This window comes from Lentzea sokolovensis (assembly GCF_033949975.1).
Taxonomy (GTDB): domain Bacteria; phylum Actinomycetota; class Actinomycetes; order Mycobacteriales; family Pseudonocardiaceae; genus Lentzea; species Lentzea sokolovensis.
This window is the reverse complement of the sequence record NZ_JAXAVU010000008.1, coordinates 339,823-363,426: the sequence shown is the minus strand read 5'-3', so window position 1 is coordinate 363,426 and position 23,604 is coordinate 339,823. Positions and strand designations below refer to the sequence as shown.

Below are 23,604 nucleotides of genomic sequence, written 5' to 3'. Positions count from 1 at the left end.
GTTCAGGAGGCCTTGAGCATCGGCAGGAACTTGTCGCGGTACGCCCACGCCAGGCCGATCTCGGCGGCGACCACGAGCAGGCCCATGACCATGCCGCTCGGCTCCAGGAAGACGTGGAACAGGAAGATGTTCACGACCACCGGGGCGAGCAGGGCCAGCGCCAGCGGCACGAACCGGCCGGCGATCAGCAGGAGCCCCGCGAGAAGCTGCACACCGGACGTCAGCTGCAACATGTACCCGGTCGCGTAGAGGGCGCCGGTGAAGGCCAGGCCCTCCGGCGCCATCGTGCTGGGATCCGGGGCGGGCATGAACATGACGAAGCCGTTCAGGCCGGTCGTGGCGAACAGCAGGCCGGTCAGCACGCGGGTGACGACGGTGGCGTAGCGGCCGAGAGCGAACTTGCGGGTCTGCGTCGCGGAAACGGTTGCGGTGCTCACTGTGTCCTCCAGGTTTGTCGTGTCCTTCCACTGATGCGTCGAACGAGCCCTGGGCCGGATCGACAAACCCGCCGAAAAATCTTGAAGTTTCTGTTGGAAACCCTCTGACCTGCGGCGCACGTTTATGTCAGACCTGTGCTCTAACGTTCGGTTCGTGGCGAAGACAGCGCGGCCGATCTTCCGTTGTGCCGAGTGCGGGCACGAGGTGGCGAAGTGGTTCGGCCGCTGCCCCGAGTGCCAGGCGTGGGGCAGCATCGAGGAACGAGGCACCGCGTCGGTGACGCGCGTGGTGGCGGGCGCGCCGACGTCCGCGGCGCGGCCCATCGGCGAGGTCGACATCGAGTCGGCACGGGCGCTCTCCACCGGTGTCAGCGAGTTCGACCGGGTGCTGGGCGGCGGCCTGGTGCCCGGTGCCGTCGTGCTGCTGGCCGGTGAGCCCGGCGTGGGCAAGTCGACGTTGCTGCTGGAGACGGCACATCGCTGGGCCGAGTCGCACGGCCGTTGCCTCTACGTCACGGGTGAGGAGTCCGCGGGGCAGGTGCGGCTGCGCGCGGAACGCACCGGCAACCTGCACGGCGAGATGTACCTGGCGGCCGAGAGCGAGCTCAGCGCGTTGCTCGGGCAGGTCGACCAGGTGAAGCCGTCGATGCTGATCGTCGACTCCATCCAGACCATGTCGACGGTGAGCGTCGAGGGCGTGCCCGGTGGCGTCACGCAGGTGCGGACTGTCGCATCAGGACTGATCGCGATGGCCAAGGAGCGCGGCCTTCCGGTCGTCCTGGTTGGACACGTCACGAAGGACGGATCCGTTGCGGGGCCCAGGGTTCTGGAGCACCTGGTCGACGTGGTGCTGCAGTTCGAGGGCGACCGTCACTCCAGTCTGCGGCTGCTGCGCGGCATCAAGAACCGTTACGGCGCGGCGGACGAGGTGGGCTGCTTCGAGCTGCGCGACGACGGCATCGCGTGCGTGCCGGACCCGTCCGGCTTGTTCCTCACACGGCGCGAGAAGGCGGTCGAGGGCACCTGCGTCACGGTGATCGTCGAGGGCAAGCGGCCGATGCTCGGCGAGGTGCAGGCGTTGGTGGCCAAGACGAACCTGCCAGCACCCCGCCGCGCGGTGAGCGGCCTCGACTCGGCGCGCATCTCGATGGCGCTGGCGGTGCTGGAGAAGCGAGGCAAGGTCAACCTGTTCCAGAAGGACGTCTTCACCGCCACCGTGGGCGGCATGCGACTGGTCGAACCGGCCGCGGACCTGGCCGTGGTGCTGGCCGTGGCCTCCGCGGAACGCGAGATCGCCCTGCCCGCCGACCTGGTGGTGCTCGGCGAGGTCGGCCTGGCCGGCGAGATCAGGCGCGTCAACGGCGTCGGCAAGCGCCTCAGCGAGGCCGCGCGGCTCGGGTTCAAGAAGGCACTGGTGCCGCCGGACCACGGCCCGCTGCCGGACGGGGTGCGGGCGCTGGTGGCGAACGATCTGGTGTCGGCGCTGGAACTGCTCGGCTTGAACCGCAAGCGCAGCAGCAAGTCCGAGGACAAGCCAGAAGATGACTGAGTTGCTGCGCCGTGCTGTCGCACTCGTGCCAGGCGACGCGCGCAGCGACTCCGGGGCCTCGGCCGCGGACGTGCGGGAGTACCTCGAGCAGGACGAGTGGGAGTTCGCACTCGACCTGCTCGGCGACTTCGGCGGCATCGCCTGGCAGACCTCGGTGTACTGGAAGCTGCTGGCGGCCGCGGCTCAGGAGCTGTACCTGCCGTCCCAGTGGTTCCACTGGCGGGAGGCCGAGACTCGGCTCGGCCTGATCCGCGCCGACCTCCAGTTGGTGCCGAGCACGCGGAACCCGATTCCGGCGCAGGGCGTGCTCAGACCGCTGTGGCACGTGGGCGGCGGCGACTACCGGGTGGCCATCACGTGGATCGAGTCGAAGCCCGAACTGGAGGCCGGTGGCCGCGCGATCGTCCGGCTGGCGGCGTTGTCGCCCGAGGGGTGGCGGCACCTCGTGCCGGGCGACGTGATCACCATGCACGAGGGACAACCGGTGGCCGGTACCGCGACTGTGATCGAATACGCGAGTGTTGGGGAGACACGACAGCGAGATAGGTGAGTTACTGCGGTTCGCGGCGTCCTTGGTGCCCGCGGAGGTGCAGGGCTCAGACCTGCTCGACTACCTCGACCTCGAAGAGTGGGAACTGGTCCTCACCCTGCTGGGTGACTTCGACGGCCACACCTGGCAGACCCCGCGCTACTGGGCCCTGCTCGCCGAGGCGGCGACCCAGATGGACCAGGACGAGACCTGGTTCCAGTGGCGCTGCGTGGAGTCGATCCAAGGCCTGCTGCGGGTCGAGCTGACCCTGTCGGTAGACGCGGAACCGTTGCGGGCCAGGGGAGAACGCCCGATGTGGGACGTCACCGGCAAACACCAGCGGGTCGCCGCCCTGTGGATCGAGTCCAAGCCGGTGCTGGGTCCGGGCGAACGCGCGACCGCACGGCTCAGGCCGTTCGTGCCGCCGGCGTGGGCGCATCTCATCCGTGGCGACGTGATCACGTTGCACGGCAGCTCGCCGGGGACCGCGAAAATCATCGAGAAAGTGCCGCCGCGGCCCTGAACACTCATGCCCACGACGGACAGCTCTCGCACGGCTTCAGGTAGCCGGCTGGATCGACAGCTGACCTTGATCGCGAGTTGTCCACAGGCTTGCGAAGCGCTGACCTGGCGCTATCCGGATCCGGGGTAGCCTGTGGACAGAGCAGGAACCAAATCCGGGGTTCGCGCGTTGCGTCAGGAGGAATCGCGCGGGGGAGCGGTGGGCCCAGCCTCGGCCACTGCACACGTGGCGCCGGCCAAGGCCCAGTCGATGGCCTTCGAGCGCAGCGGAGATCCTGGAAATGACACCGCCGCGGCCCTGAAGCAGGACCGCGGCGGCAGCAGAACTACGAGATCACTGCGAGAGCAGCTGGGCGCAGCGGATCAGGCCCAGGTGCGAGTACGCCTGTGGGTGGTTGCCCAGGGAGCGCTCGGCGATCGGGTCGTATTCCTCGGGTAGCAGGCCGGTGGGGCCTGCTGCTGCGACGATTTGGCCGAACAGCTCTTCGGCCTCGGTGCGACGGCCGGTGAGCAGGTACGACTCGATCATCCAGGCGGCGCACAGGTGGAAGCCGCCCTCGTCGCCTGGCAGGCCGTCGTCGCGGCGGTAGCGGTAGACGGTGGAGCCGGACCGCAGTTCCGCCTCGATGGCTGTGACGGTCGACTGGAAGCGTTCGTCGGTCGGGTCGATGAGGCCCGACAGGCCCACGAACAGGGAGGCGGCGTCGAGGTCGTCGCCGTCGTAGGCGGTGGTGAAGGATTGGACCTCGTCGTTCCAGCCGTTCTTGAGCACGTCCGTGGCGATGGTGTCGCGCAGTGGCACCCACGAGGGGTCGAGTTCGCGGCCGAACTGTTCGCCGAGCTTGATCGTTCGGTCGATCGTGAGCCAGCACATGACCTTCGAGTACACGTGGTGGCGCGGTGCGTGCCGTTCCTCCCAGATGCCGTGGTCGGGCTCGTGCCAGCGTCGGGAGACGGCTTCGGCCATCGCCCCGGCCATCGTCCAGTCGGCGTCCGACAGGGAGCCGCGGGCGGTGGCCAGTTGCACGACCAGGTCGACGACGGGGCCGAAGACGTCGAGCTGCACCTGCTGGTTCGCGAGGTTGCCCACGCGGACCGGGCGGGAGCCGGCGTAGCCGGGCAGCGACTCGATGACGGCCTCGGCGCCGAGTTGGGTGCCGTGCAGCGTGTACAGCGGGTGCAGCCGCTCCGGGCCCGGGATGGTCTCCAGGACGCCGTGCAGCCACGCCAGGAAGCCGTCGGCCTCCGCGAACGAGCCCACCGACACGAGTGCGGCGGCGGTCATCGCGCCGTCGCGCAGCCAGCAGTAGCGGTAGTCCCAGTTGCGGACGCCGCCGAGCTCTTCCGGCAGTGACGTGGTGGCCGCGGCCATGATCGAGCCGGAGTCCTTGTGCACCAGGCCGCGCAGCGTCAAAGCGGAACGCAGCACCAGGTCGGTCTGCACCTTCGGCAGGTGCAGGCCCGCCGCCCAGTCCGACCAGTAGCCGGCGGCGCGGTCACGGCGCACCGACTCGGCCTGAGCGTGCTCGGAGATGTCGTCGGTGCCGCAGCGCAGCTCCAGCAACACCGGCGCACCCTCACGTGGGCGGACCACGGCGCGTGCGGTCTCCTGCACGCCGTCCGAGGTGATCTCCCAGTCGACACCGGGGGAACGCAGCACCATCGGGTCCGAGGTGCCGACGACGCGCAGGCCGTCGCGCTCGCGCAGTAGCCGCACCGGCACCTGCCCGAACTCCGGACGCGGCGCGAACGTGATCACCGCGTTGGTCGAGCCGGAGATCCGCCGAACCAGGTCCGTGCGGTGCGAGGCGAGGTCGTGCTCCAGGTAGTCCGTCACCAGGAGCCGCGACCAGCGGGTCTCCACGATCATCGTGCCCGGCAGGTAGCGCTGGCCCAGCGGCAGCGACCCGTGCTCCGGCTTGATCGAGAAGTGACCGGCTGCGGGGCCGCCGAGCAGGTCCGCGAAGATCGCCGCGGAGTCCGGTTCGGGGTGGCACAGCCAGTTGACCTTGGCGTCCGGCGTCACCAGGGCCACCGAACGCTCGTTGGCCAGCATGGTCAGGCGCTCGATCGGCACGGCCTGGTCACCGTGCAGCCACGCGCGGCGCTCCTCCAGCAGGAACGCCAGCACCGTCGCCACGTCGGCGGGGTCGGCCACGTAGTGCTCGGCCAGCGACTCGCCGGCACCCACGCGGATGCCGAGGTCAGGGCCGGACAGGCGGGCGAACGCCTTCTCGTCCGTCACGTCGTCGCCCAGGAAGATCGCCGCGGTGGCGCCGACCTGGTGGCGCAGGATGTCGAGGGCGTGGCCCTTGTCGGTCTCGACGACGGCGAGCTCGATGACGGCCTTGCCCTCGGTGACCTGCACACCTTCCCAGGTGCACGGGCCGGAGCGGACGGCGCTGAGCACGGCCTCCCCGATGGCCTCGCTCGCGGCACGGCGCACGTGCACCGCGACGGAGGCGGGCTTGACCTCGAGCTGGACGCCTTCTTGGCCGTCGGCGATCTCTTCGAGCTCGGCTTCGATGCGCCGCAGCAACGCCTTGGCGTTCGCGTCCAGCGCGTGGACGAAGCCGACGTCGAACTCGGAGCCGTGCGAGCCCACTAGGTGGACCTCGCCAGGCAGACGGGACAGCGTGGCCAGGTCGCGCAGCGCGCGACCGGAGATCACGGCTGAGGTGGTCTCGTGCAGGCTCGCCAGCGAACGGAGCGCGTTCACCGACTCCGGAAGCGGGCGAGCCGCCTCCGGGTCGGCCACGATCGGCGCGAGTGTTCCGTCGTAGTCGCTGGCGACCAGCAGTCGTGGGGTCCTGGCCAGCTGCACGATCGCGCGGCGCAGTTCGGCGGGGAGGGCCTCGGCGGTCAACGCCCCTCCTGGAGCACTCGATGGGTCATGGGGATCTGAAAGGATTCAGACCGAGGTCTGCGTGCCCAACGCCTCCAGGAACGACCTTGCCCAGCGATCAACGTCGTGGGTGAGGACTTGGCGGCGCAGCGCGCGCATCCTACGGCGGCCTTCAGCAGGATCGATGTCGAGGGCGGCCTGCAGAGCGTTCTTGACACCGTCCAGATCATGGGGGTTCACCAGGAACGCACTGGTCAGTTCTGCGGCAGCGCCGGCGAACTCGCTGAGCACCAGAGCTCCACCAAGATCATATCGGCAGGCCACGTACTCCTTGCACACGAGGTTCATTCCGTCCCGAACGGGCGTGACGACCATGACGTCGGCCGCGCTCATGAACGCGACGAGCTCCTCGCGGTTCACCGACTGGTGCAGGTAGTGCACGACGGGTTTGCCGACCCGTCCGAACTCGCCGTTGATCCGGCCGACCGACTGCTCGATGTCCTTGCGCATCGTCACGTAGTGGTCGACCCGCTCCCGGCTGGGCGTTGCGAGCTGCACCATCGCGACGTCCTCGGGGTCCACGCGTCCGTCCGCGATCAGCTCGTACAGAGCGCGGATCCTGACGTCGATGCCCTTCGTGTAGTCGAGACGGTCCACGCCCAGAAGGATGCGCTTGGGGTTGCCCAGGTCCGCTCGAATCTGCTTCGCGCGGGCCTGCGTCTCCTTGCGCCGGGCGACCGCGTCGAGCCCCGCGCTGTCGATCGAGATGGGGAACGCGCCGACGCGCACGGTGCGGTCGCCGACCTGCACGACACCTGGCCGGGTCCTGACACCCACGGTGCCGCGGCTCGGCTCCAGGCCCACGAGCCGGCGGGCCAGCCAGAGGAAGTTCTGCGCGCCGCCGGGCCGGTGGAAGCCCACCAGGTCGGCGCCGAGAAGGCCTCGGATGATCTCCGTGCGCCACGGGAGCTGCATGAACAGCTCGACCGGCGGGAACGGGATGTGCAGGAAGAAGCCGATCTTGAGGTCGGGTCGCTGCTCGCGCAGCATCGCCGGGACGAGCTGCAGCTGGTAGTCCTGCACCCACACCGTCGCGCCCTGCGCGGCGACCTTCGCCGTCGCGTCGGCGAAGCGCTGGTTGACCTTCACGTAGGCGTTCCACCAGTGCCGGTGGAACGCGGGCTGCGCCACGACGTCGTGGTAGAGCGGCCAGAGGGTGCCGTTGGAGAAGCCCTCGTAGTAGTCCTCGACCTCTTTCGCGGACAGCTCCACCGGGTGCAGCAGGAGGCCGTCGTCCTCGAACGGCGGCACCTCGGTGTCCGCGACGCCGGGCCAGCCGACCCAGGCGCCGCTGTGTGAGCGGAGGAACGGTTCGAGAGCGCTGACGAGACCGCCAGGGCTGTGTTTCCACCGCTCGGTTCCGTCAGGCAAGCGCTCCAGGTCAACCGGCAACCGGTTGGCCACGACTACGAATTCCGCCCCGTTCTCGCCAATGTCCATGCTCACGGATCTGAGGCTAGTGCGGACGCGTGCTGTCGGCGTGCCGTGTAACCCCCGTCACAGCGAGTTTCACTCCAAACGACGCTTGGAGGGTTTGAGCGGCCCGGACATGCGCGGACCAGCGAACTTGCGTTCCAGACGGCCCAGTCCGGTGCGCACCGGCTGTGCCAGGTACTCGCCGAACACGACCCCTCCGGCCAGAGCGAGAGCAATGCCACTCGCGAACACGAGCGTGCTCAGACCGGCCGGATCGCCCTCCGCGGTGAGCTGGAACAGGCCCCGGTAGGTGGTCCAGCCGGGCAGCAGCGGGACGACGCCCGCCTGGACCACGACGAGCGTCGGGATGCGCAGCCGGCGGGTCATCGTCGCGCCGCCGAACCCGGTGATCGCGGCGGCCACGGCAGAACCGAGCAGCGCGTCCAGGCCGAAGCTGGTCATGAGTCCGTAGGCGGCCGTGCCGATCGCGCCGGAGATGGCGGCGGCGACGAGCGCGCGAGGCCGGGCGTAACAGGCGAGCGCGAAGAACGCACTCGTCGCCGCGCCGGCCGCGAACTGCATCGGCACCGCGGAGATCAGCGCGGGCAACGGGTCGCTGAGCCTGATGTCCAGTCCGAAGTGGACGGCCGCGCGGATCGCCAGCGCGACACCCGCGATCAACCCCGCGCTGAGCAGCACGGTTTCGACCGTGCGGCCCGCGGCGGTGACGTTGTAGCCGGAGATCGCGTCCTGCACGGTGCTGACGAGCGCGAGCCCGGACAGCAGCACGACGATCCCGACGGCGACGAGCAGACTCGGCCGCACCGGCAGCAACCCGGTAGAGAAGATGGCCAGCGCCGCACCCGTGCCGAGCGCACCGCCGACGAGCTGCTGGAAGAAGAACGGCAGGTTGCGGCGGTTGAGGATTCGCCCGACCCGGTCGACGACGGCGGTGATGGCCGCGGCGGTGAGCGCGAGCACCAGCCCGCCGCCCACGAGGAACGCCACGGCGGCGGCCATTCCGCCCCATGCGGCGGTGGCGACCCAACGCGGATACGGGTGCTTGGCGTTCGTGATGTCTTCAAGCCGTGCGTGCGCTTCTTCGATCGGCCCCAGATTGCGCACGAGATGCTCAACGTCCGCAAGCCGCGTGTAGTCGAGACTGCGCTGTCGGACGACGCGTATCGACGTGATCGGCAACGCCTCTGTGCCGCGATGACACGACACGCTGATAGAGGTGTAGATCACGTCGACTTCGGTGTGCGGCAGTCCATAGCTCTCGGTGACCGAGAGAATCGTCGCTGTCACATCGGCCGCGCCGGCCCCACTGGACATTTGGACCTCACCGATCTTCAGGGCGAGATCGAGTACCAGGTGAACCGTGGTGTCATCGGGCAGAGCGGGGCCGTGCAGGCTGTTCGTGGAAATCTTGAGCACCTCCGTCGTGTGATCGTGACGGGGACTTCGACTGTTGCTGTGTCGTCGGCCACCTCCGATCGGGCGACCCGAAAAGGAGGACATGATCACTGTCCGTTGGTTACCCTCCTGACCTGGTCAAGGCGCTCACTCCGACGCATTGACCCACTCAGTTGGTTGGTCCGACTCCGGTCGGAGCAATCCGATCACACTGAGAGCAGACCGTTCGCCGCAGGTAGCACCCGCAACGGGCGCTTACGATGTTCGCGAACACGAGCCGGCCGGCGTAGCTCAATTGGCAGAGCACTCGCCTTGTAAGCGAAAGGTTAGGGGTTCGATTCCCCTCGCCGGCTCCATTGGAGAAGAGGGTTCGCCCAGGTGGGCGGGCCCTCGTCTCATTCCGGCGGTACGACGGTCAGCTTTTGCGGACGAGTCCGGTAAAGCCCGCGACACTGAGCGTGGCGAACGACCAGCCCAGGATCTGCACGACCCAGCCCGCCCCTGTCGCCCACTGCCCGGCTGGTCCGTTCGCCAGTTCGCATCTCGGTGTGCCACCGAGCTTCACCAGCGGGATCGCGAGATCCGCCGCAAGACTGATTCTGTTCACAGGTGAACACGAGTCGGCGGGGCGGTCCTTGGCCGGTGTCAGGCCGTTATAGGCGTTGGTTGTCCACACGAGACAAAGCGCGAGCAGGAACGTGACGAGTAGGCCAATCACCGCCCTGGAGGGGCGGTAGCCGTAGCCCAGAGTGACGCCGAGGAACCGGTGCCACAGCTTGTTCCCGGGGTCGCCGCGACGGCGCAGGTCCTCTTGTTGCGCGATCAGCACGCGCCGTGCGGTGTGCTCGTGGCCGGCAGCGCGGTGCACGGCCGCGAGTTGCTGGTACGGCTGAGCTTCGTACTCGAAGGTGTGATCGCGCAGCATCGTGAGCCACGCGTCGGTGTCCTCCGGTGCGTCCGGATAGGACAGTCCCTTCAGTGTCACGGTGAAGACGTCGGCCGCGATGAGGTCCTCGGCTTCGAGCCCGAGTGCCCGGCCTGCCTTCGTGGTGAAGAGATCGAGTTCGAGACCGTCACCGCGGTTGCGGAGAACGTCAGGGCGGATCGTGAGCTCGCTGCCGACGTCGCAGTTGCTGATCTCCAACGCGGCTTTGCCGCTGTCCGCGTCGATCTCCGCCTCGCGGATGGTCAGGCTCGCCCCGACCGTCGTTCTGTGCAGCGTCACGGCCTGGCCCGTGCGGCTGCGCACGAGGCCGGTCAGCAGAAGCCCCGCGCCGATCGTCGTGTCCACCATGCGGATGGTGGCGTCGGCCTCCGACGAGACGGCGTCGATCCCGCCGAGCTTCACCTCGGAACGGATCCGCGCGCCGTCCGTGCACAACGCCCCGCGCAGCACGGTGTTGCGCAGATCCAGCGCGCCGACGTCGGCTTCGAGGAGGAAGAGCGCGTCGGAGTCACCGCGGATGATCGCGTTCTCGGCGGAGAACACGCCGCCGACCTTCGCGCTGATCGCGGTGATCGCGGGACCGGCGAGCCCGGTGATCATGCCGTCGTCGAGGACCAGGTCGCCGTTGATGTCGACGTTGTCCAAAAACAGCGCGCATCCACCGCGCCACCCCGGCCACGCGTACAACTCCGTCGCCATGAAGGAGCCGGTGACCTTCAGGCCGTACGCGGAGAACGAACCGACGCTGGTGCCGGCCAGTTGAAGGGTGCCGTCGATCTGGGCGTGGTCGAGGTCGAACTTGTCGCCGCACCGCGCGTGGGTCATCTCGAAGTTCCTGGTGCGCAGGCCTTCCGCCCGCAAACCCCACACGTTCGTGCTGCTGAGGTCGATCGTGCCGATCTGCGCGTGCCGCAGGGTCATCTCTTCCGGGAGGTGGCAGCCGACCAGGGTCAGCGGTCCCACCATCGTCAGGAAGTCGAGGTCGAGGTGGCCGTCGATCCACGTCCGGTAGATCGTCACGCCTGCGGGCGAGTCCTGCGTTTCGAGCACCTTCGCGCGCACGTCCTCTGCCCGCATAAAGATGTGTTTCTCGTCCTGCTCCGTCTCATCAGGACGTGACATTCTGGGCACCATGTCCTACCTCGCGGATAGCGCGCGCTACGACCAGATGACGTACCGGCGGACGGGACGCAGCGGCCTCAAGCTGCCCGCCATCTCGCTCGGCCTTTGGCACAACTTCGGCGGCGACCGGCCCTACGAGTCGGGCCGCGGAATCGCGCGGAGGGCGTTCGACCTCGGTGTCACGCACTTCGACCTCGCCAACAACTACGGTCCGCCCTACGGCTCGGCGGAGATCACGTTCGGGCAGATCCTGAAGGATGATCTCAGGCCGTACCGCGACGAGCTCGTCATTTCCACGAAGGCGGGCTACGACATGTGGGCCGGGCCGTACGGGGAGTGGGGCAGCCGCAAGTACCTGCTCAGCTCGCTCGACCAGTCGCTGACGCGGATGGGCCTCGACTACGTCGACATCTTCTACTCGCACCGGTTCGACCCGGAGACGCCGCTGGAAGAGACGATGGGCGCGCTCGTGTCCGCGGTCCAGCAGGGCAAGGCGCTCTACGTCGGCATCTCGTCGTACTCGCCCGCCAAGACCCGCGAGGCCGCCCAGCTGCTCAAGAGCGCTGGCGTGCCGTTGCTGATCCACCAGCCGTCGTACTCGATGCTCAACCGCTGGATCGAGCCGGAGCTGCTGGACACGCTCGAGGAGGTCGGCGCGGGCTGCATCGCGTTCTCGCCGCTCGCGCAGGGCATGCTGACCGACCGCTACCTCAACGGCGTTCCCGAGGGCTCGCGCGCCTCGCAGGGCAAGTCGCTGTCGACGGACCTGCTGACCGAGCAGAACCTCGGCCGCATCCGGTCGCTCAACGAGATCGCCAAGTCGCGCGGCCAGTCGCTGGCCCAGCTCGCGCTGACCTGGACGATCCGCGACCCCCGCGTCACGTCGGCGCTGATCGGCGCGTCCTCGGTGGGGCAGCTGGAGCAGAACCTCGCGGCCCTGCAGGCGCCGCCGCTGACCGACGACGAACTCGCCGAGATCGACAAGTACGCCGTCGAGTCGGGCATCGACCTGTGGGCGACGAGCTCGCAGGCCGACTAGCTCACGGCCGCCGGGGAAGACGGATCGTGAAGACCGTCGACCCCGGCCGGCTGGCCAGCTCGATCCTGCCGCCGTGCGCCTGCACCAGCGACTGCACCACGGCGAGGCCCAGGCCGCTGCCGCCGCGCTGACGGGTCCGCGAGTCGTCCACGCGGTAGAACCTGTCGAAGATCCGCGCCTGGTCCGCCTCCGGAATTCCGGGGCCGGTGTCGCTCACCCGGATCACCGCCCAGCCGTTCTCGGCCGTCACCTTCAGCGACACCGTGGTGCCCGCGGGCGTGTGCACGGCCGCGTTGGTCAGCAGGTTGTCGAGCACCTGCCGCAACCGGGTCGGGTCGGCGGTCATGGTCACCGTGTCGGCGTCCACGTCCAGCGCGTGCGACGGCCTGCCCGCGCGGAACGCGTCCGCCGCCGCCTCCGCGATCACCGACAGGTCCAGCTCCTCTGGCCGCAACGGCGGTTCGGTCGCCGCGGAGTCCAGGCGTGCCAGCAACAACAGGTCGTCGAGCAGCACGCTCATGCGTGACGCCTCCGACCGCAGCTTCTCCAGGTGCTTCTCGCGCTCGCCCGGTTCGTTGGCCGCCGCGTACTTGAACAGGTCCGCGTAGCCGCGCAACGACGTGAGAGGCGTGCGTAGTTCGTGCGAGGCGTCGGCGATGAACCGGCGGAGGCGTTGCTCGGCGGCCGTGCGCGCGACCAGCGACGTGTCGATGTGCGCGAGCATCTTGTTGAACGCCTCACGCAGCTCCTCGACCTCCACGCCGCCGCCTCGGCTGTCCACGCGCACGGCGAGATCACCCGAGTCGGTCAGGTCGTGCGACGAGATGTCGTGCGCGGTGTCGGCCATGTCCGACAGCGGCTGCATGCCCTTGCGGATCAACGCCTGACCGCCCACCACCAACGCGACCAGCGCGGCCAGGAACGCGATCACGCCGACCGTGACGAGCTGGGAGATCGTGCCGTCCCTGTCCTGCATCGGGGCCGCGCTGACCACGATGTACTCGTCCTTGACGACCTGGCAGGCGCGCAGCCGGAACTTGCCCTCGTCGCGCAGGTACTCGGTCTCGAACTTGTCGGCGGTCAGCGCCTGCCTCGCGAGGGCGTCGAACTCCTCGCGGTCCTGCGGCTGCTGGTCGCCGGGCAGGGGTGTGACGCCGCCGTTCTCGATCTTGTAGACGACGGCGAACCAGTCCGGCGGGATCTTGCTGACCTTGCCGTAGTACTCGACCTCCTTGGCCGCGCCCTGCTGGCTGATCACCATCTGGTCGTCGAGCCGGCGGTCGAGGAAGTCCTTCATCGACGTGACCATGACCCAGCCGACGATCACGAACACCGTCAGCGCGAGCGCGCCGAGGCCGAGCGCGAGGCGGGTGCCTAGCCGCCAGTCGCGAACGGGCTTGAGTCCGAACTTCATCGCCGGCTCACTCGGCTGCTCGGCGGAGCACGTACCCCACACCGCGCACGGTGTGGATCAACGGCTCGCGGCCGTCGTCGAGCTTGCGGCGCAGGTGGGAGATGACCAGCTCGACCACGTTCGAGCGGCCGCCGAAGTCGTACTCCCACACGTGGTCGAGGATCTGCGCCTTCGTCAGCACGGCCGGCGAGCGCCGCATCAGGTACCTCAGCAGCTCGTACTCGGTCGGCGTCAGAGTCACCAGCTTGCCGCCGCGACGGACCTCGCGGGTGTCCTCGTCCATCACCAGATCGGAGACTTTCAGGACCGAACGTTTCCACGACGGACCTGTCGAGCGGCGCAGCACGGCCCGAAGACGTGCCATCAGCTCCTCGACCGAGAAAGGTTTTACGAGGTAGTCGTCGCCACCTCGGGTGAGCCCCGCCACCCGGTCCGCGGTGCCGTCACGGGCCGTCAGAAAGACCACCGGCACCATCGCCCCTGCCGCCCGCATCCGATCAAGAACGGTGAATCCGTCCAGGTCAGGCAGCATGAGGTCGAGCACGACGATGTCCGGCTGGAACTCGGCGGCCTCTCTCAAAGCCTCCTCACCGTTGAGCGCTGTCGCGGCCTGCCAGCCCTCGTACCGGGCGACCGTCGCGACCAGGTCAGCGATGTGCGGCTCGTCATCTACGACGAGCAATCGAACCGAGTTCCCCTTGTCCACGTGCTCATGGTGCGTCACCTGGTGGCTCCGGCGCTCGATCGACAGGAAGTCGACAGCGGGTGCAAAGCGGAGCCACAGCTCGAACGCCAAGGATCGAGACCGACCGCCAGAGACCGCCCTGACCGAGGAGCCCGCCGTGACGACCACCCTGCAGCACCCCGTGCGACCGGCTCCGGCCGGCCGGGCGACGCCGCACAAGGTGCTGGCCAAAGCCGGCCTGTACGTGTTCCTCCTGGCCAACGCGGCGTTCGTGACCTACCTGTTCAACGCGGCGGGTGTCGGCTCGAACAAGCTGGTCAACTTCGGCCGGCTGGCGGGCCTGTACGGCGCGCTCGCGATGGCGTTCCAGCTGCTCCTGGTGGCGCGGCTGCCGTGGCTCGACCGGCGCCTGGGCATGGACAAGCTCACCTCGTGGCACCGCTGGGTCGGCTTCACGATCTTCTTCACGCTGATGGGCCACCTGGTCTTCATCGCGTTCGGCAACGCCGGTGACGAAGGCCCGATCGCCGAGGTCATCAGGCAGGCGACCGAGCTGGAGGGCATCCTCCGCGCGCTGGTGGCGTGGGCGATCATCATGGTCGTCGGCATCGTCTCCGCCCGCTTCGCGCGGCGCCGGATGGCCTACGAGACCTGGCACTTCATCCACCTGTACACCTACGTCGCGATCTTCCTCGCGTTCTCGCACCAGGTCGCGGTCGGCAGCACGTTCCGCAAGTCCGCGCTCGCGACCGGCTACTGGTGGGGCCTGTGGGCGTTCGCGCTCGGGTCCGTCCTGATCGGACGCGTGGTGCTCCCGTTCTACCGGAACTGGAAGCACCAGTTCCACGTCGCCGCCGTGGTGCCCGAGGCGCACAACGTCGTCTCGGTCTACATCGAGGGCAAGGACCTCGACCAGCTCGGCGCGAAGGCCGGCCAGTTCTTCCTGTGGCGCTTCCTGACCAAGGACCGCTGGTGGCAGGCCAACCCGTTCTCGCTGTCCGCGGCGCCGAACGGCAAGTACCTGCGGCTCACCGCGAAGGCACTGGGCACCGGCAGCGCGGACATCCGCAACATCAAGGTCGGCACCCGAGTGTTCGCCGAAGGCCCGTACGGCGCCTTCACGACCATGCACCAGACCAAGCCCAACGCGCTCCTCGTCGCGGGCGGTGTCGGCGTCACGCCGGTCCGCGCGCTGCTGGAGGAGATCAAGGGTCACGTCGTGGTGCTCTACCGGGTCAGCGACCCGCGCGAGGCCGTCCTGCTGCGTGAACTCGAAGGCCTCGCCAGGGCCAAGGGCGCGGTGCTGCGCCTGGTCACCGGTTCGTCGAAGACCATCACCGCGAACGGCCCGTTGCTGGGCCCGGAGAACATCGCCGCGCTCGTGCCCGACGTGCAGGACCGCGACGTCTTCATCTGCGGCCCCGGCGGCATGACCGGCACGGTGATCCAGAGCCTCGACGAACTGGGAGTGCCCAGCAACCAGATCCACGCCGAGCGCTTCGCGCTGGCCAACTGAGAGGGTCCGACGACGTGAAGAGGGCAATTCCCGTTCTGGCACTGAGCGTGGCCGGCCTCGTTCCGGTCTGGATCTACTCGCCCGGTGCGGCGCACGAGGGCGAGATCAACGAGGTCGCCGCGCCGCCGGCCCAGGAACAGCAGCAGACCCAGCAACAGGCGCCGCAGAAGACGGTCCCGCAGACCACCGGCTCCGCGCCGAAGGCGACGGGCGCCGCTCCCAAGACCACGACCCCGCAACAGCAGACCCAGCAGCAGGCCCAGAACCGCAACGTCGCCGGGCCCGCGGTGAACACGTCCGAGGGCACCGTGCAGGTGCAGGTGACGCTGCAGGGCACCAAGATCATCGACGTGAAGGCGTTGCGGGCGCCCAACAGCGACCCGACCAGGATGGCGTTGCCGCTGCTGCGGCAGTCGGCGCTGAAGGCGCAGAGCGCGGACATCGACACGGTCTCCGGCGCGACCGCGACCTCCGAGGGTTACCAGAAGTCGCTCCAGGCCGCGCTCGACGGGGCGAAGTAGAAGTGGCCGTGCGGCGCGTCGAGCAGATCATGGGGCTGCCGATCTCGGTGGACCTGCGTGACGGCGACGCCGCGCTGGCCGAGCGGGCGTTCGCCTGGCTGCGCGAGGCGGACGCCCGGTTCTCGCCGTTCAAGCCCGGCAGCGAGGTGTCCCGGCTGGACCGGGGTGAGCTCACCAGGGAAGAGCTCACCCCGGATCTGGTCGAGGTGCTCTCGCTGTGCGACTGGTACGAGGAGTCGACGGGCGGCGCGTTCACGGCACGGGTGCCGGGACGCGGGCTCGACCCGTGCGCGGTGGTGAAGGGCTGGGCCGTGCAACGGGCGGCGGACATGCTGCGCGAGGGCGGCGCGACGACGTTCTGCCTGAACGCGGGCGGCGACGTGGTCACGGCAGGTGAGCCCGAGCCCGGAAAGCCTTGGCGCGTCGGCGTTCGGCATCCCGATCTCGCCGACCAGCTCAGCGTCGTGCTCGGTGTGCGGGACGGAGCCGTTGCCACGTCAGCGTTGTACGAACGCGGCCAGCACATCCTGGACGGTCGTACCGGTCAGCCGGTCTCGGGAATTCTGTCGGTGACGGTTTTCTCCGACGACCTCGCGATCGCGGATACCACTGCCACAGCGGCGTTTGCGCTGGGCAGAGACGGAATCGAGTGGGCGGCGGCGCAGGAGGACTGCGAGGTCTTCATCGTCGACGAAGATCGTCGCGTCTTCTCGAGCCCTGGACTTCCGGTACACATCTGTTAACATGCTCGCCCAACGGAGCCTTGACTCCGGGGCATGATTTCGTTGATCCAGAGCTGGATCGGAGCTCGCGCTCGGGGCAAGTCCCGGCCTGCTGTCGACCAACTACTCGTGCGGAAGAGCCTGCTGCAGCGCGAATTCGGGAGCGCACTGCGGCAGGCTCTTTCTGTGTTTATTGGTCGCTGCTTCGCAGACTCCGGCTCGTTCGCCGGGAAGCTGGCCGTCCGCCCACCGCTTCGCCGTGACTGGGCTTCGCCGAGTCACGACGAAGAGGCGAACGGACGACCAGCGCGGACTCGCAACGACGCGCGCTTGGCTGTCTACGCGTATCGGTCTTCGTTGAAGTCCAGGTTCACCGCGGACATGCCGAGATCGCGGCCCATCGCGTCCAGCACGTCCACCATCTCCAGCCCCATCAGCCAGTCGCGGGGCAGCGCGTCGGTGCCGTGCAACGCGCCGAGCACGTTGCCGGTCAACGCCGCCGTGGCGTCGCTGCCTCCGGAGTGGTTGGCGGCGGCGCGCATCGCGTCCACGAACTGCGACGGCTTCGGGTGCGTCAGCACGGTGTAGACCGCGATGGCCAGCGCTTCCGGGCCGGTCCAGCCGCTGCCGAGCCGGTCGACGCGCACGGGTGAGGAACCGTCGTGGTCGTCGGCCAGCACCACGGCGCGCGTCAGGACCGTGGCCGTGTACGTGTCGTCGCGCAGCACCCGGCCGATGACCTGGTCGATCGCCTCGCGCAACGGCCTCGCCTTCACGGCGAGCAGGTGCACCAGCAACGCCAGCGCGCCGCCGGACACCCAGCCGCCCGTGCCGCCGTGCGTGAGAGCGGCGAACCGGCAGCCGAGGTCGTAGGCGATCGCGGCGGACGGCGCGAAGCCCGCGGGGGCCGTGCGCGTGACGCCGTTGCAGCCGGACGACTCGTTGTGCGGGTTCTCCGGAGTGGACGGTGTCTCGGCGGCGAGCGCGCGCAGACACGTCAGGCCCGGCGAACGGCTCTCGTACAGCCGTTCGTCGGCGAGCAACCCGACCGCGCCCCGCTCGGGGGCCGGTTGCTGCTGGGTGATCAGCCACCGCCGGTAGCTGTGCCAGACCTCTTGGGACGGTTCCCAGTCGCCGGTCCGCTTGCCGCGCACCCAGGCGCGCAGATAGCCGTCGGCGGTGAAGAGGGTCAGCTGGGTGTCGTCCGTGAACAACGCGGGCTTCGGTGGACCCATTACGCCCTCGGGCCCATGTTCGCGCTGGATGTCGGCCAAGCCGAGGTACTGCACGGGGGCTCCGAGCGCGTCGCCGAGGGCGCCGCCGAGGAGACACCCGGCGCCGCGGTCAACCACGGTATTTCGATCTCGCGGCACGTGTGAACAGTAGCGTCCCGCGAACTTGGGCCCTACTTGTATCTGAGACTCGGCGTTGCGCACCTTCTGAAGTGACGAGGTCAGCGCACCGGAGGAGGGGCATGCGGAGCAAAACCGGACTCGAGTTCGGCGTGCTCGGTCCACTCCAGGTGCTCGCGGACGGACGTCTCGTCCAGCTGGGCCGCCGTGGCATGCGCGGACTGCTGGCCATGCTGGTGGTCGAGGCGAACCGACCCGTCTCGATCGACCAGATCGTCGACGCGCTGTGGACGGACACGCCTCCGGCCACCGCGCGGACGATCGTGCACGGCTACGTCTCGCGGCTGCGCAAGGTGCTGGAGGAGTCCGATCCCGCGGGCTCCGCGACGATCCGCACCACGCCGACGGGCTACCAGCTGACCGTCGACCCGTGGCGTCTCGACCTGCACCGCGCCCGGCAGCTCGTGGCGTCGTCGCGCGGCAAGCCCGCCGCCATCAGGGCGGGCCTGTTGCGCGAGGCGCTGGGGCTGTGGCGCGGGCCGGTGCTCGCGGACGTGCCGGGCGACCCGATGACCTCTGACCTGGAAGAACTGCGGCTGTCGGCGCTGGAGGAACGCATCGACGCCGAGCTCGAACTCGGCCGCCACCTGGAACTGGTCGGCGAGCTGCGCGGGCTGTGCACCGAGTACCCGTTCCGCGAACGCCTGGTCGCCCACAGCATGCGCGCGCTCTACCGGTCCGGTCAGCGCGCCGACGCTCTTGAGGCCTACCAACGGTTCCAGCGCCGTGCCGTCGAGGAGCTGGGCATCGATCCAGGCCCGCAGCTGCGGTCGCTGCACGAACAGGTGCTGCGCGACGACCCGTCGTTGAGCGTGATCGGCCCGGTCGAGTCGCGTCCCGTCGCCCCGCGCGCCGGGATCGTGGCGCCCGCGTTGCTGCCCGCGTCCGCGTCCCGGCTGTTCGGCCGCGACGACGACAGGTCGTGGCTCGACAACGTGTGCTCGACCAGGAACCTCCTGTCCACCTCTGTCGCCGTGCTGACCGGTGCGCCCGGTGTCGGCAAGAGCGCCCTCGCGATCACGTGGGGGCACGAGAACTCCGAGATGTTCCCGCACGGCGTGCTGTTCGCGTCCCTGGGCGACACCGAGCCGGGCGAGGTGCTGACCCGGTTCCTGGTGGCGATGGGCGTTCCGGCGGACGGCGTGCCGGTCGGCGTGGAGGACCGCGTCGGGCTGTACCGCTCGCTGCTCAACCGCCGCCGCGTGCTGGTGGTGCTGGACGACGCGACGTCGTTCGACCAGGTCCAGCCGCTGCTGCCGCCCGGTTCGGGCTCGGTGGTGCTGGTGACGTCGCGGTCCCACATGGAACGGCTCGTCGTCACCAACAGCGCCCGCGTGCGCAAGCTCGGCCCGCTGGACGACGAGGCGGCCCGTGCGCTGGTCGACGAGGTGCTGGGCAGGCCGTTGTCGTCGGAGGACCCGGTGGCCGCCCGCAAGCTCGCCGAACTGTGCGGAGGGCTGCCCCTCGCGTTGCGGGTGGCCGCGGCGAAGCTCGTGATCAGTCCGGAGTGGACGGTCGAGGAGCTGGTGGGGGAGCTGGCCGACGACGGGCAGCGGATGCGCGGCCTCGACCTGCCGGAGGCGGGGGTGGGGGTGTCGCGGGCGCTGGACCTGTCGACCCGTGACCTGCCGTCCGAACTGGGCGAGGTCTTCCAGTCCGTCGGGCTCGCGCCCGGCCGTTGGATGTCGCCTCACGCCGTCGCCGCGCTCACCCGCATCCAGGTCGAGTCGGCCCGATCCCGGCTGGCGCAGCTCGTCGGGGTCAACCTGCTGGTCGAACCGTGGCCGGACGGCTTCACGATGCACGAACTGGTGCGCCTGTACGTGCGGGGAGCGGGCCGCCCGGACCTGGATTCGTTGCGGCGCCTGGTGAACTACTACCTCGTCGCGTGCGACCACGTCCGCCGCGCCATCCGCCCGGCGCGCGACGGCCTGGACTTCGCCTTCGGGGACAACGGTTCCACGGCGCTGCCGGCGTTCGGCGACCCCGTCGACTGGTTCGACCAGGAATGGCCCAACATCGTCGCGGTCGTGCACGCGTCCGCTGAAAGGGGCCTGCACGACCAGGTGTGGCAGCTCGTCAGACTGCTGCACCCCTATGCGACCGTGCGTGCACTCACCGGCGAGTGGGTGGCGTTGGTCGGGTTCGGTCTGGCCGCGGCCGAGGTGACGGGGAGCCGCCTCGGCCAGGTCCTCATGCTGGACACGACCTACACGACGAACGCCCGGCTGGGACGTCCCGTCCTGCTGCCGGACGCTCGCCGCGCGCACCGGCTCGCGACCGAGCTGGGCGAGCGCCAGTACCTGGTGCTGACGCTCGCCCAGCTCGCCGACGTCCTGTTCCGCCTGCAGCAACACGACGAGGCGCTGCTGCACTTCTGGGAGTCCGTGCAGCTCGCGCAGCAGTCCGGCGACATCGTCGGCGAGGCGCACGGACTCAACAACGTGGCCCAGGTCGAACAGGCCCGCGGCCAGGTGGAAGTCGCGTTGCAGCACCAGGCTCACGCCGTCGAGGTGTACCGGCGGTCGGGCGACAACGTGGCGTTGATCCGCGGCCTCGCCAACCTCGCCGAACTCCACCTCCAGGCCGGGGCGCTGGACCAGGCCGAGACGCTGGCCCGCCAGGTCGTCGACCAGGCCGCCGTGGCCGAGGTCACGTACCTCGAGGGCTTCGGCAGGCACGTGCTCGGCGGCGTGTTGCTCCGGCGGGCGGAATGGGTTGCTGCGGCAGCGGAATTGACGGAGGCGCTGCGGCTGTACGCGCAGGTCAACTCGGCCCGTGCGGTCGAGGTGCGGACCGCTTTGGACTCACTGTCGTCCGAGGTTTAGCGGACGTTTAGTCGTCTGGTCCCAAAGCATGGGATGTTGGACTAGCAGGCCGCCGAGTGGGGGATTACCGAGGGGGTAAGGCGCCTGCGTTCTGGAAGGCCCGACCGGCACTCGGGGGAGAATGCCGGTCGGGCCTTTCGCTGTTACTGGAAGTTCTCCTCGGTGCAGCGCGCGAGCGGCAGCAGTTCCGGCCTCTTCGGCGCCATGCCGTCGCCCATCGACTCGCCCCGGAGCGTGCGGCCGATCCACGGCACCACGTGCTCTCGCGCCCACTTCAGGTCGGCCTTCCGCTGGGTGACCCAGTCGATCTGCTCCAGCGCGGGCCACGGCTCGTTCCAGGAGTGGTCGTCGGCCAGCCCGAGCACCTCGGCGGCCTTGAGCGCGACCCGCTGGTGCCCCTCCGGCGAGAGGTGCAGCCTGTCCGCGCTCCACGCGCGACGGTCGTGCAGCGCGTTCATCCCCCACAGGTCGACCATCCGGCAGTGGTAGCGCTCGGCGATCGACCACAGGTGCGTGTTGTAGATGGCGATCTTGCCGCGCAGGCTTCTGAGCAGCGGTGTCGATCGGGTGTCGAAGCCCGTGAAGATCACGACGTCGCACCCGGCGGCCCTGAGGTCGGCCACCGCCACCTCGTAGACCTCGGCCAGTGCGTCCGGATCGCTGTTCGGCAGCATGATGTCGTTGCCGCCGCCGCAGAACGTGACCAGGTCGGGCTTGAGCGAGATCGCCAGCGGCACCTGGTCGTCGATGATCTCCTGCAGCATCTTGCCGCGGATCGCGAAGTTGGCGTACCTGAACTCAGGCGCCTGCTGGGCGATCATGCCGGCCAAGCGGTCTGCCCAGCCGACGTAGGTGTCCCCGGGGCCCGGGTCGTCCATGCCCTCGGTGAAGCTGTCCCCCAGGGACACGAGACTGTTCCATCGCAGCAGCACAACATCCCCCTTTTCTCGTGCGAGCTGGCCTGTCCGCGGGCTCCCGTCCGCGGGCGACTAGTTAGCATGCACAACGAACCGCTGGTTACGCCACCGTCGGTTACGGCATCGTAGGTTTTGTCGCTGTGGGTGACGATTCTTTTACCACTCGATCGAGGGATGCTTGAGGGTTTTCCGGGGGATTCGTCTCATTCGATCGCTACCTTCTGCCGGATGCGTTCTGGTTTGCCGCTTCCGTTCCTTTCGTTCGGTGTAGCGCTTGTCACAGCAGGAGTGGTGCTCGGTGTCGCGCTGACCGGTCCTGCCTCGCCCGGAGCCGGCGGGCCCGCGATGGTCACGCCGCCTCCCCATTCCAATCCGGTGGTCACTCCGCGGGACAGCGTCGCCGCGACGACCGTCGTGCCTTCCCGGTCCTCGGGTTCGCCCGCAGTCTTGCCCACCGATGTTTCGTCCGATGCCCCGAACGCGAAAAACCCCCGCAGCGACCTCGGCGCGTGAGGTCGCTGCGGGGGCCGTAGGGCCTTTCCGAGGAGGCGCCGCCGCCGGTTCTGCCCCCTCGGAAAGGGTTGGGGCCACTGCTCGGGACGCCGCCGCCGATCTGCCCCGAGCAGTGGGGTTGGGACCGTCTCAGGGGGCGCCGCCGCCGATCTACCCCCTGAGACGGGGTCTGTGGGCCTAGCCGCTGGCCGCCACGTCGAGTGCGGCAGCCGGAACGTGCTCGCTGTAGGCCGAGCGCAGCCTCAGCTCCGCGCTCGGCGAGGCCCCGATGTGATCGAGGCCGAGGAGGGCCGCACCCACGACGGGTGGCACGTCGACCAGGCGGACCTGGGCGAGCGGGGCGGCTTCCAGGATCTGCTGACGGACCGGGCCGACGACCACGTCACCGGTGTGGGTCAGGACTCCGCCGCCCAGCACCACGTCCACGGGCTCGTCCATCAGGTCGAGCTTGCGCATGGAGACGGTGGCGAGCACGACGATCTCCTCGATCAGACGGTCGACCTGGGCCAGCGCGACCGAGTCACCCTGCGCCGCCACCTGGAAGACCAGGGGGCAGAGGGCGTGCGGGTCCAGTTCGATCTCCTCGAAGTGGATCTTCTCCACCACGGTGAAGATCGACGTCTCGCCGTAGTGCTCCAGCAGCGCGTCGCGCAGCAACGTCGGTTTGCCCCGGCCGTCCTCGGCGCGCACGGCGTGCCAGAGGGCGTCGTTGCCGAGCTGACCGCCGCCACCCCAGTCGCCCGAGATCGCGCCCAGGGCCGGGAAGCGGTGCGTCCGGCCGTCCCTGGCCACACCCACGGCGTTGATGCCCGCGCCGCAGACGACCGCGATGCCGCCCGCTGCCGCAGTACCCGCCCGCAGCAACGCGAACGTGTCGTTGCCGACGAACGTCGTCTTCGACCAGCCTCGCTCGGTGATCGCCCGCGTCAGGTCCTCCTCCTCGCGGGGCAGGTCCGCTCCCGCGAGATAGGCGGAGGTGTGCGCGGCGATCGGCTCGTCAGGGGACAGTTCCGCCTGAGCTGCGGCCTCGCGTGCCAGTCCCTCGAACACGTCGAGTCCGCGCTTCATGCCCACGGTCTGCGGCGGGGCACCGGGCCCGCGCACCTGCGCGAGCACCTTGCCGTCCGCGTCGACCAGGAGCACCGCGGTCTTGCTGTTCCCGCCGTCGATGGCGAGCACACGGTCGGTCATCGTT

The 23,604-nt window shown here is 69.2% G+C and carries 18 protein-coding genes and 1 tRNA gene; 9 read left to right on the top strand and 10 right to left on the bottom strand.

Going from position 1 to position 23,604, the window contains the following annotated elements; genetic code table 11:
* Positions 1–2: 2 nt before the first annotated feature.
* On the bottom strand, positions 3–437 hold the full coding sequence (locus SK854_RS16295; protein WP_319975939.1) for a hypothetical protein: 435 nt from the start codon (positions 435–437) through the stop codon (positions 3–5).
* Between the two features lie 124 nt (positions 438–561).
* Here SK854_RS16295 and radA point away from each other — a divergent pair, with 124 nt between their 5' ends.
* The 3 genes from radA to SK854_RS16280 are packed head-to-tail and all read left to right on the top strand — an operon-like array spanning position 562 to position 3,038.
* On the top strand, positions 562–1,986 hold the full coding sequence (gene radA / locus SK854_RS16290; RefSeq protein ID WP_319975938.1) for a DNA repair protein RadA: 1,425 nt from the start codon (positions 562–564) through the stop codon (positions 1,984–1,986).
* Entirely contained in the window at positions 1,979–2,536 is a 558-nt protein-coding gene (locus SK854_RS16285; protein ID WP_319975937.1) for a hypothetical protein, read from the top strand. The genes radA and SK854_RS16285 overlap by 8 nt, the downstream gene beginning before the upstream one ends.
* Positions 2,505–3,038, top strand: coding sequence for a hypothetical protein (locus tag SK854_RS16280; RefSeq protein WP_319975936.1), 534 nt, complete (start codon positions 2,505–2,507; stop codon positions 3,036–3,038). The genes SK854_RS16285 and SK854_RS16280 overlap by 32 nt, the downstream gene beginning before the upstream one ends.
* Before the next feature lie 333 nt (positions 3,039–3,371).
* Here SK854_RS16280 and otsB read toward each other — a convergent pair whose 3' ends face one another.
* The 3 genes from otsB to SK854_RS16265 form a co-directional block, all read right to left on the bottom strand.
* Positions 3,372–5,903 carry a trehalose-phosphatase gene (gene otsB, locus SK854_RS16275; RefSeq protein ID WP_319975935.1) on the bottom strand — a complete coding sequence of 844 codons (2,532 nt, stop codon included), beginning with the start codon at positions 5,901–5,903 and terminating at the stop codon, positions 3,372–3,374.
* A 45-nt stretch (positions 5,904–5,948) separates the two neighbouring features.
* The gene (locus SK854_RS16270) at positions 5,949–7,382 is read right to left on the bottom strand and encodes an alpha,alpha-trehalose-phosphate synthase (UDP-forming) (protein WP_319976117.1); all 1,434 of its coding nucleotides are present in this window, start codon (positions 7,380–7,382) and stop codon (positions 5,949–5,951) included.
* 69 nt (positions 7,383–7,451) lie between these two features.
* A complete protein-coding gene (locus tag SK854_RS16265; protein WP_319975934.1) occupies positions 7,452–8,795 on the bottom strand; it encodes a threonine/serine exporter family protein in 1,344 nt (447 codons plus the stop codon).
* A gap of 259 nt (positions 8,796–9,054) precedes the next feature.
* Between SK854_RS16265 and SK854_RS16260 the strand changes: the two genes are divergently transcribed.
* Positions 9,055–9,130 (top strand) — tRNA-Thr (locus SK854_RS16260).
* Positions 9,131–9,189: 59 nt separating this feature from the next.
* Here SK854_RS16260 and SK854_RS16255 read toward each other — a convergent pair.
* Positions 9,190–10,842 carry a hypothetical protein gene (locus tag SK854_RS16255; protein WP_319975933.1) on the bottom strand — a complete coding sequence of 551 codons (1,653 nt, stop codon included), beginning with the start codon at positions 10,840–10,842 and terminating at the stop codon, positions 9,190–9,192.
* Positions 10,843–10,852: 10 nt separating this feature from the next.
* On the opposite strand from SK854_RS16255, the gene mgrA reads away from it, so the two are divergent.
* Positions 10,853–11,881 carry an L-glyceraldehyde 3-phosphate reductase gene (gene mgrA, locus SK854_RS16250; protein ID WP_319975932.1) on the top strand — a complete coding sequence of 343 codons (1,029 nt, stop codon included), beginning with the start codon at positions 10,853–10,855 and terminating at the stop codon, positions 11,879–11,881.
* A 1-nt stretch (position 11,882) separates the two neighbouring features.
* Here mgrA and SK854_RS16245 read toward each other — a convergent pair whose 3' ends face one another.
* The gene (locus SK854_RS16245) at positions 11,883–13,295 is read right to left on the bottom strand and encodes a sensor histidine kinase (protein WP_319975931.1); all 1,413 of its coding nucleotides are present in this window, start codon (positions 13,293–13,295) and stop codon (positions 11,883–11,885) included.
* Between the two features lie 7 nt (positions 13,296–13,302).
* The gene (locus tag SK854_RS16240) at positions 13,303–14,001 is read right to left on the bottom strand and encodes a response regulator transcription factor (protein WP_211335635.1); all 699 of its coding nucleotides are present in this window, start codon (positions 13,999–14,001) and stop codon (positions 13,303–13,305) included.
* Positions 14,002–14,137: 136 nt separating this feature from the next.
* Between SK854_RS16240 and SK854_RS16235 the strand changes: the two genes are divergently transcribed.
* Genes SK854_RS16235 through SK854_RS16225 form a run of 3 tightly spaced genes read left to right on the top strand, consistent with a single transcriptional unit; the run spans position 14,138 to position 16,760 of the window.
* On the top strand, positions 14,138–15,496 hold the full coding sequence (locus tag SK854_RS16235) for a ferredoxin reductase family protein (RefSeq protein WP_319975930.1): 1,359 nt from the start codon (positions 14,138–14,140) through the stop codon (positions 15,494–15,496).
* A gap of 14 nt (positions 15,497–15,510) precedes the next feature.
* Positions 15,511–16,017, top strand: a complete 507-nt coding sequence (locus tag SK854_RS16230) for an FMN-binding protein (RefSeq protein ID WP_319975929.1) — start codon at positions 15,511–15,513, stop codon at positions 16,015–16,017.
* Between the two features lie 8 nt (positions 16,018–16,025).
* On the top strand, positions 16,026–16,760 hold the full coding sequence (locus tag SK854_RS16225) for an FAD:protein FMN transferase (RefSeq protein ID WP_319975928.1): 735 nt from the start codon (positions 16,026–16,028) through the stop codon (positions 16,758–16,760).
* Between the two features lie 317 nt (positions 16,761–17,077).
* Here the strand turns inward: SK854_RS16225 and SK854_RS16220 are convergent, their stop codons facing one another.
* Positions 17,078–18,091 (bottom strand): ADP-ribosylglycohydrolase family protein, encoded by a 1,014-nt coding sequence (locus SK854_RS16220; protein ID WP_319975927.1) that lies wholly within the window; start codon positions 18,089–18,091, stop codon positions 17,078–17,080.
* 122 nt (positions 18,092–18,213) lie between these two features.
* Here SK854_RS16220 and SK854_RS16215 point away from each other — a divergent pair, with 122 nt between their 5' ends.
* On the top strand, positions 18,214–20,979 hold the full coding sequence (locus SK854_RS16215) for an AfsR/SARP family transcriptional regulator (RefSeq protein WP_319975926.1): 2,766 nt from the start codon (positions 18,214–18,216) through the stop codon (positions 20,977–20,979).
* A 143-nt stretch (positions 20,980–21,122) separates the two neighbouring features.
* On the opposite strand, the gene SK854_RS16210 is transcribed toward SK854_RS16215, so the two are convergent.
* Positions 21,123–21,911 carry an SGNH/GDSL hydrolase family protein gene (locus SK854_RS16210; protein ID WP_319975925.1) on the bottom strand — a complete coding sequence of 263 codons (789 nt, stop codon included), beginning with the start codon at positions 21,909–21,911 and terminating at the stop codon, positions 21,123–21,125.
* Positions 21,912–22,586: 675 nt separating this feature from the next.
* The gene (locus tag SK854_RS16205; protein ID WP_319975924.1) at positions 22,587–23,600 is read right to left on the bottom strand and encodes an N-acetylglucosamine kinase; all 1,014 of its coding nucleotides are present in this window, start codon (positions 23,598–23,600) and stop codon (positions 22,587–22,589) included.
* Positions 23,601–23,604: the final 4 nt, after the last annotated feature.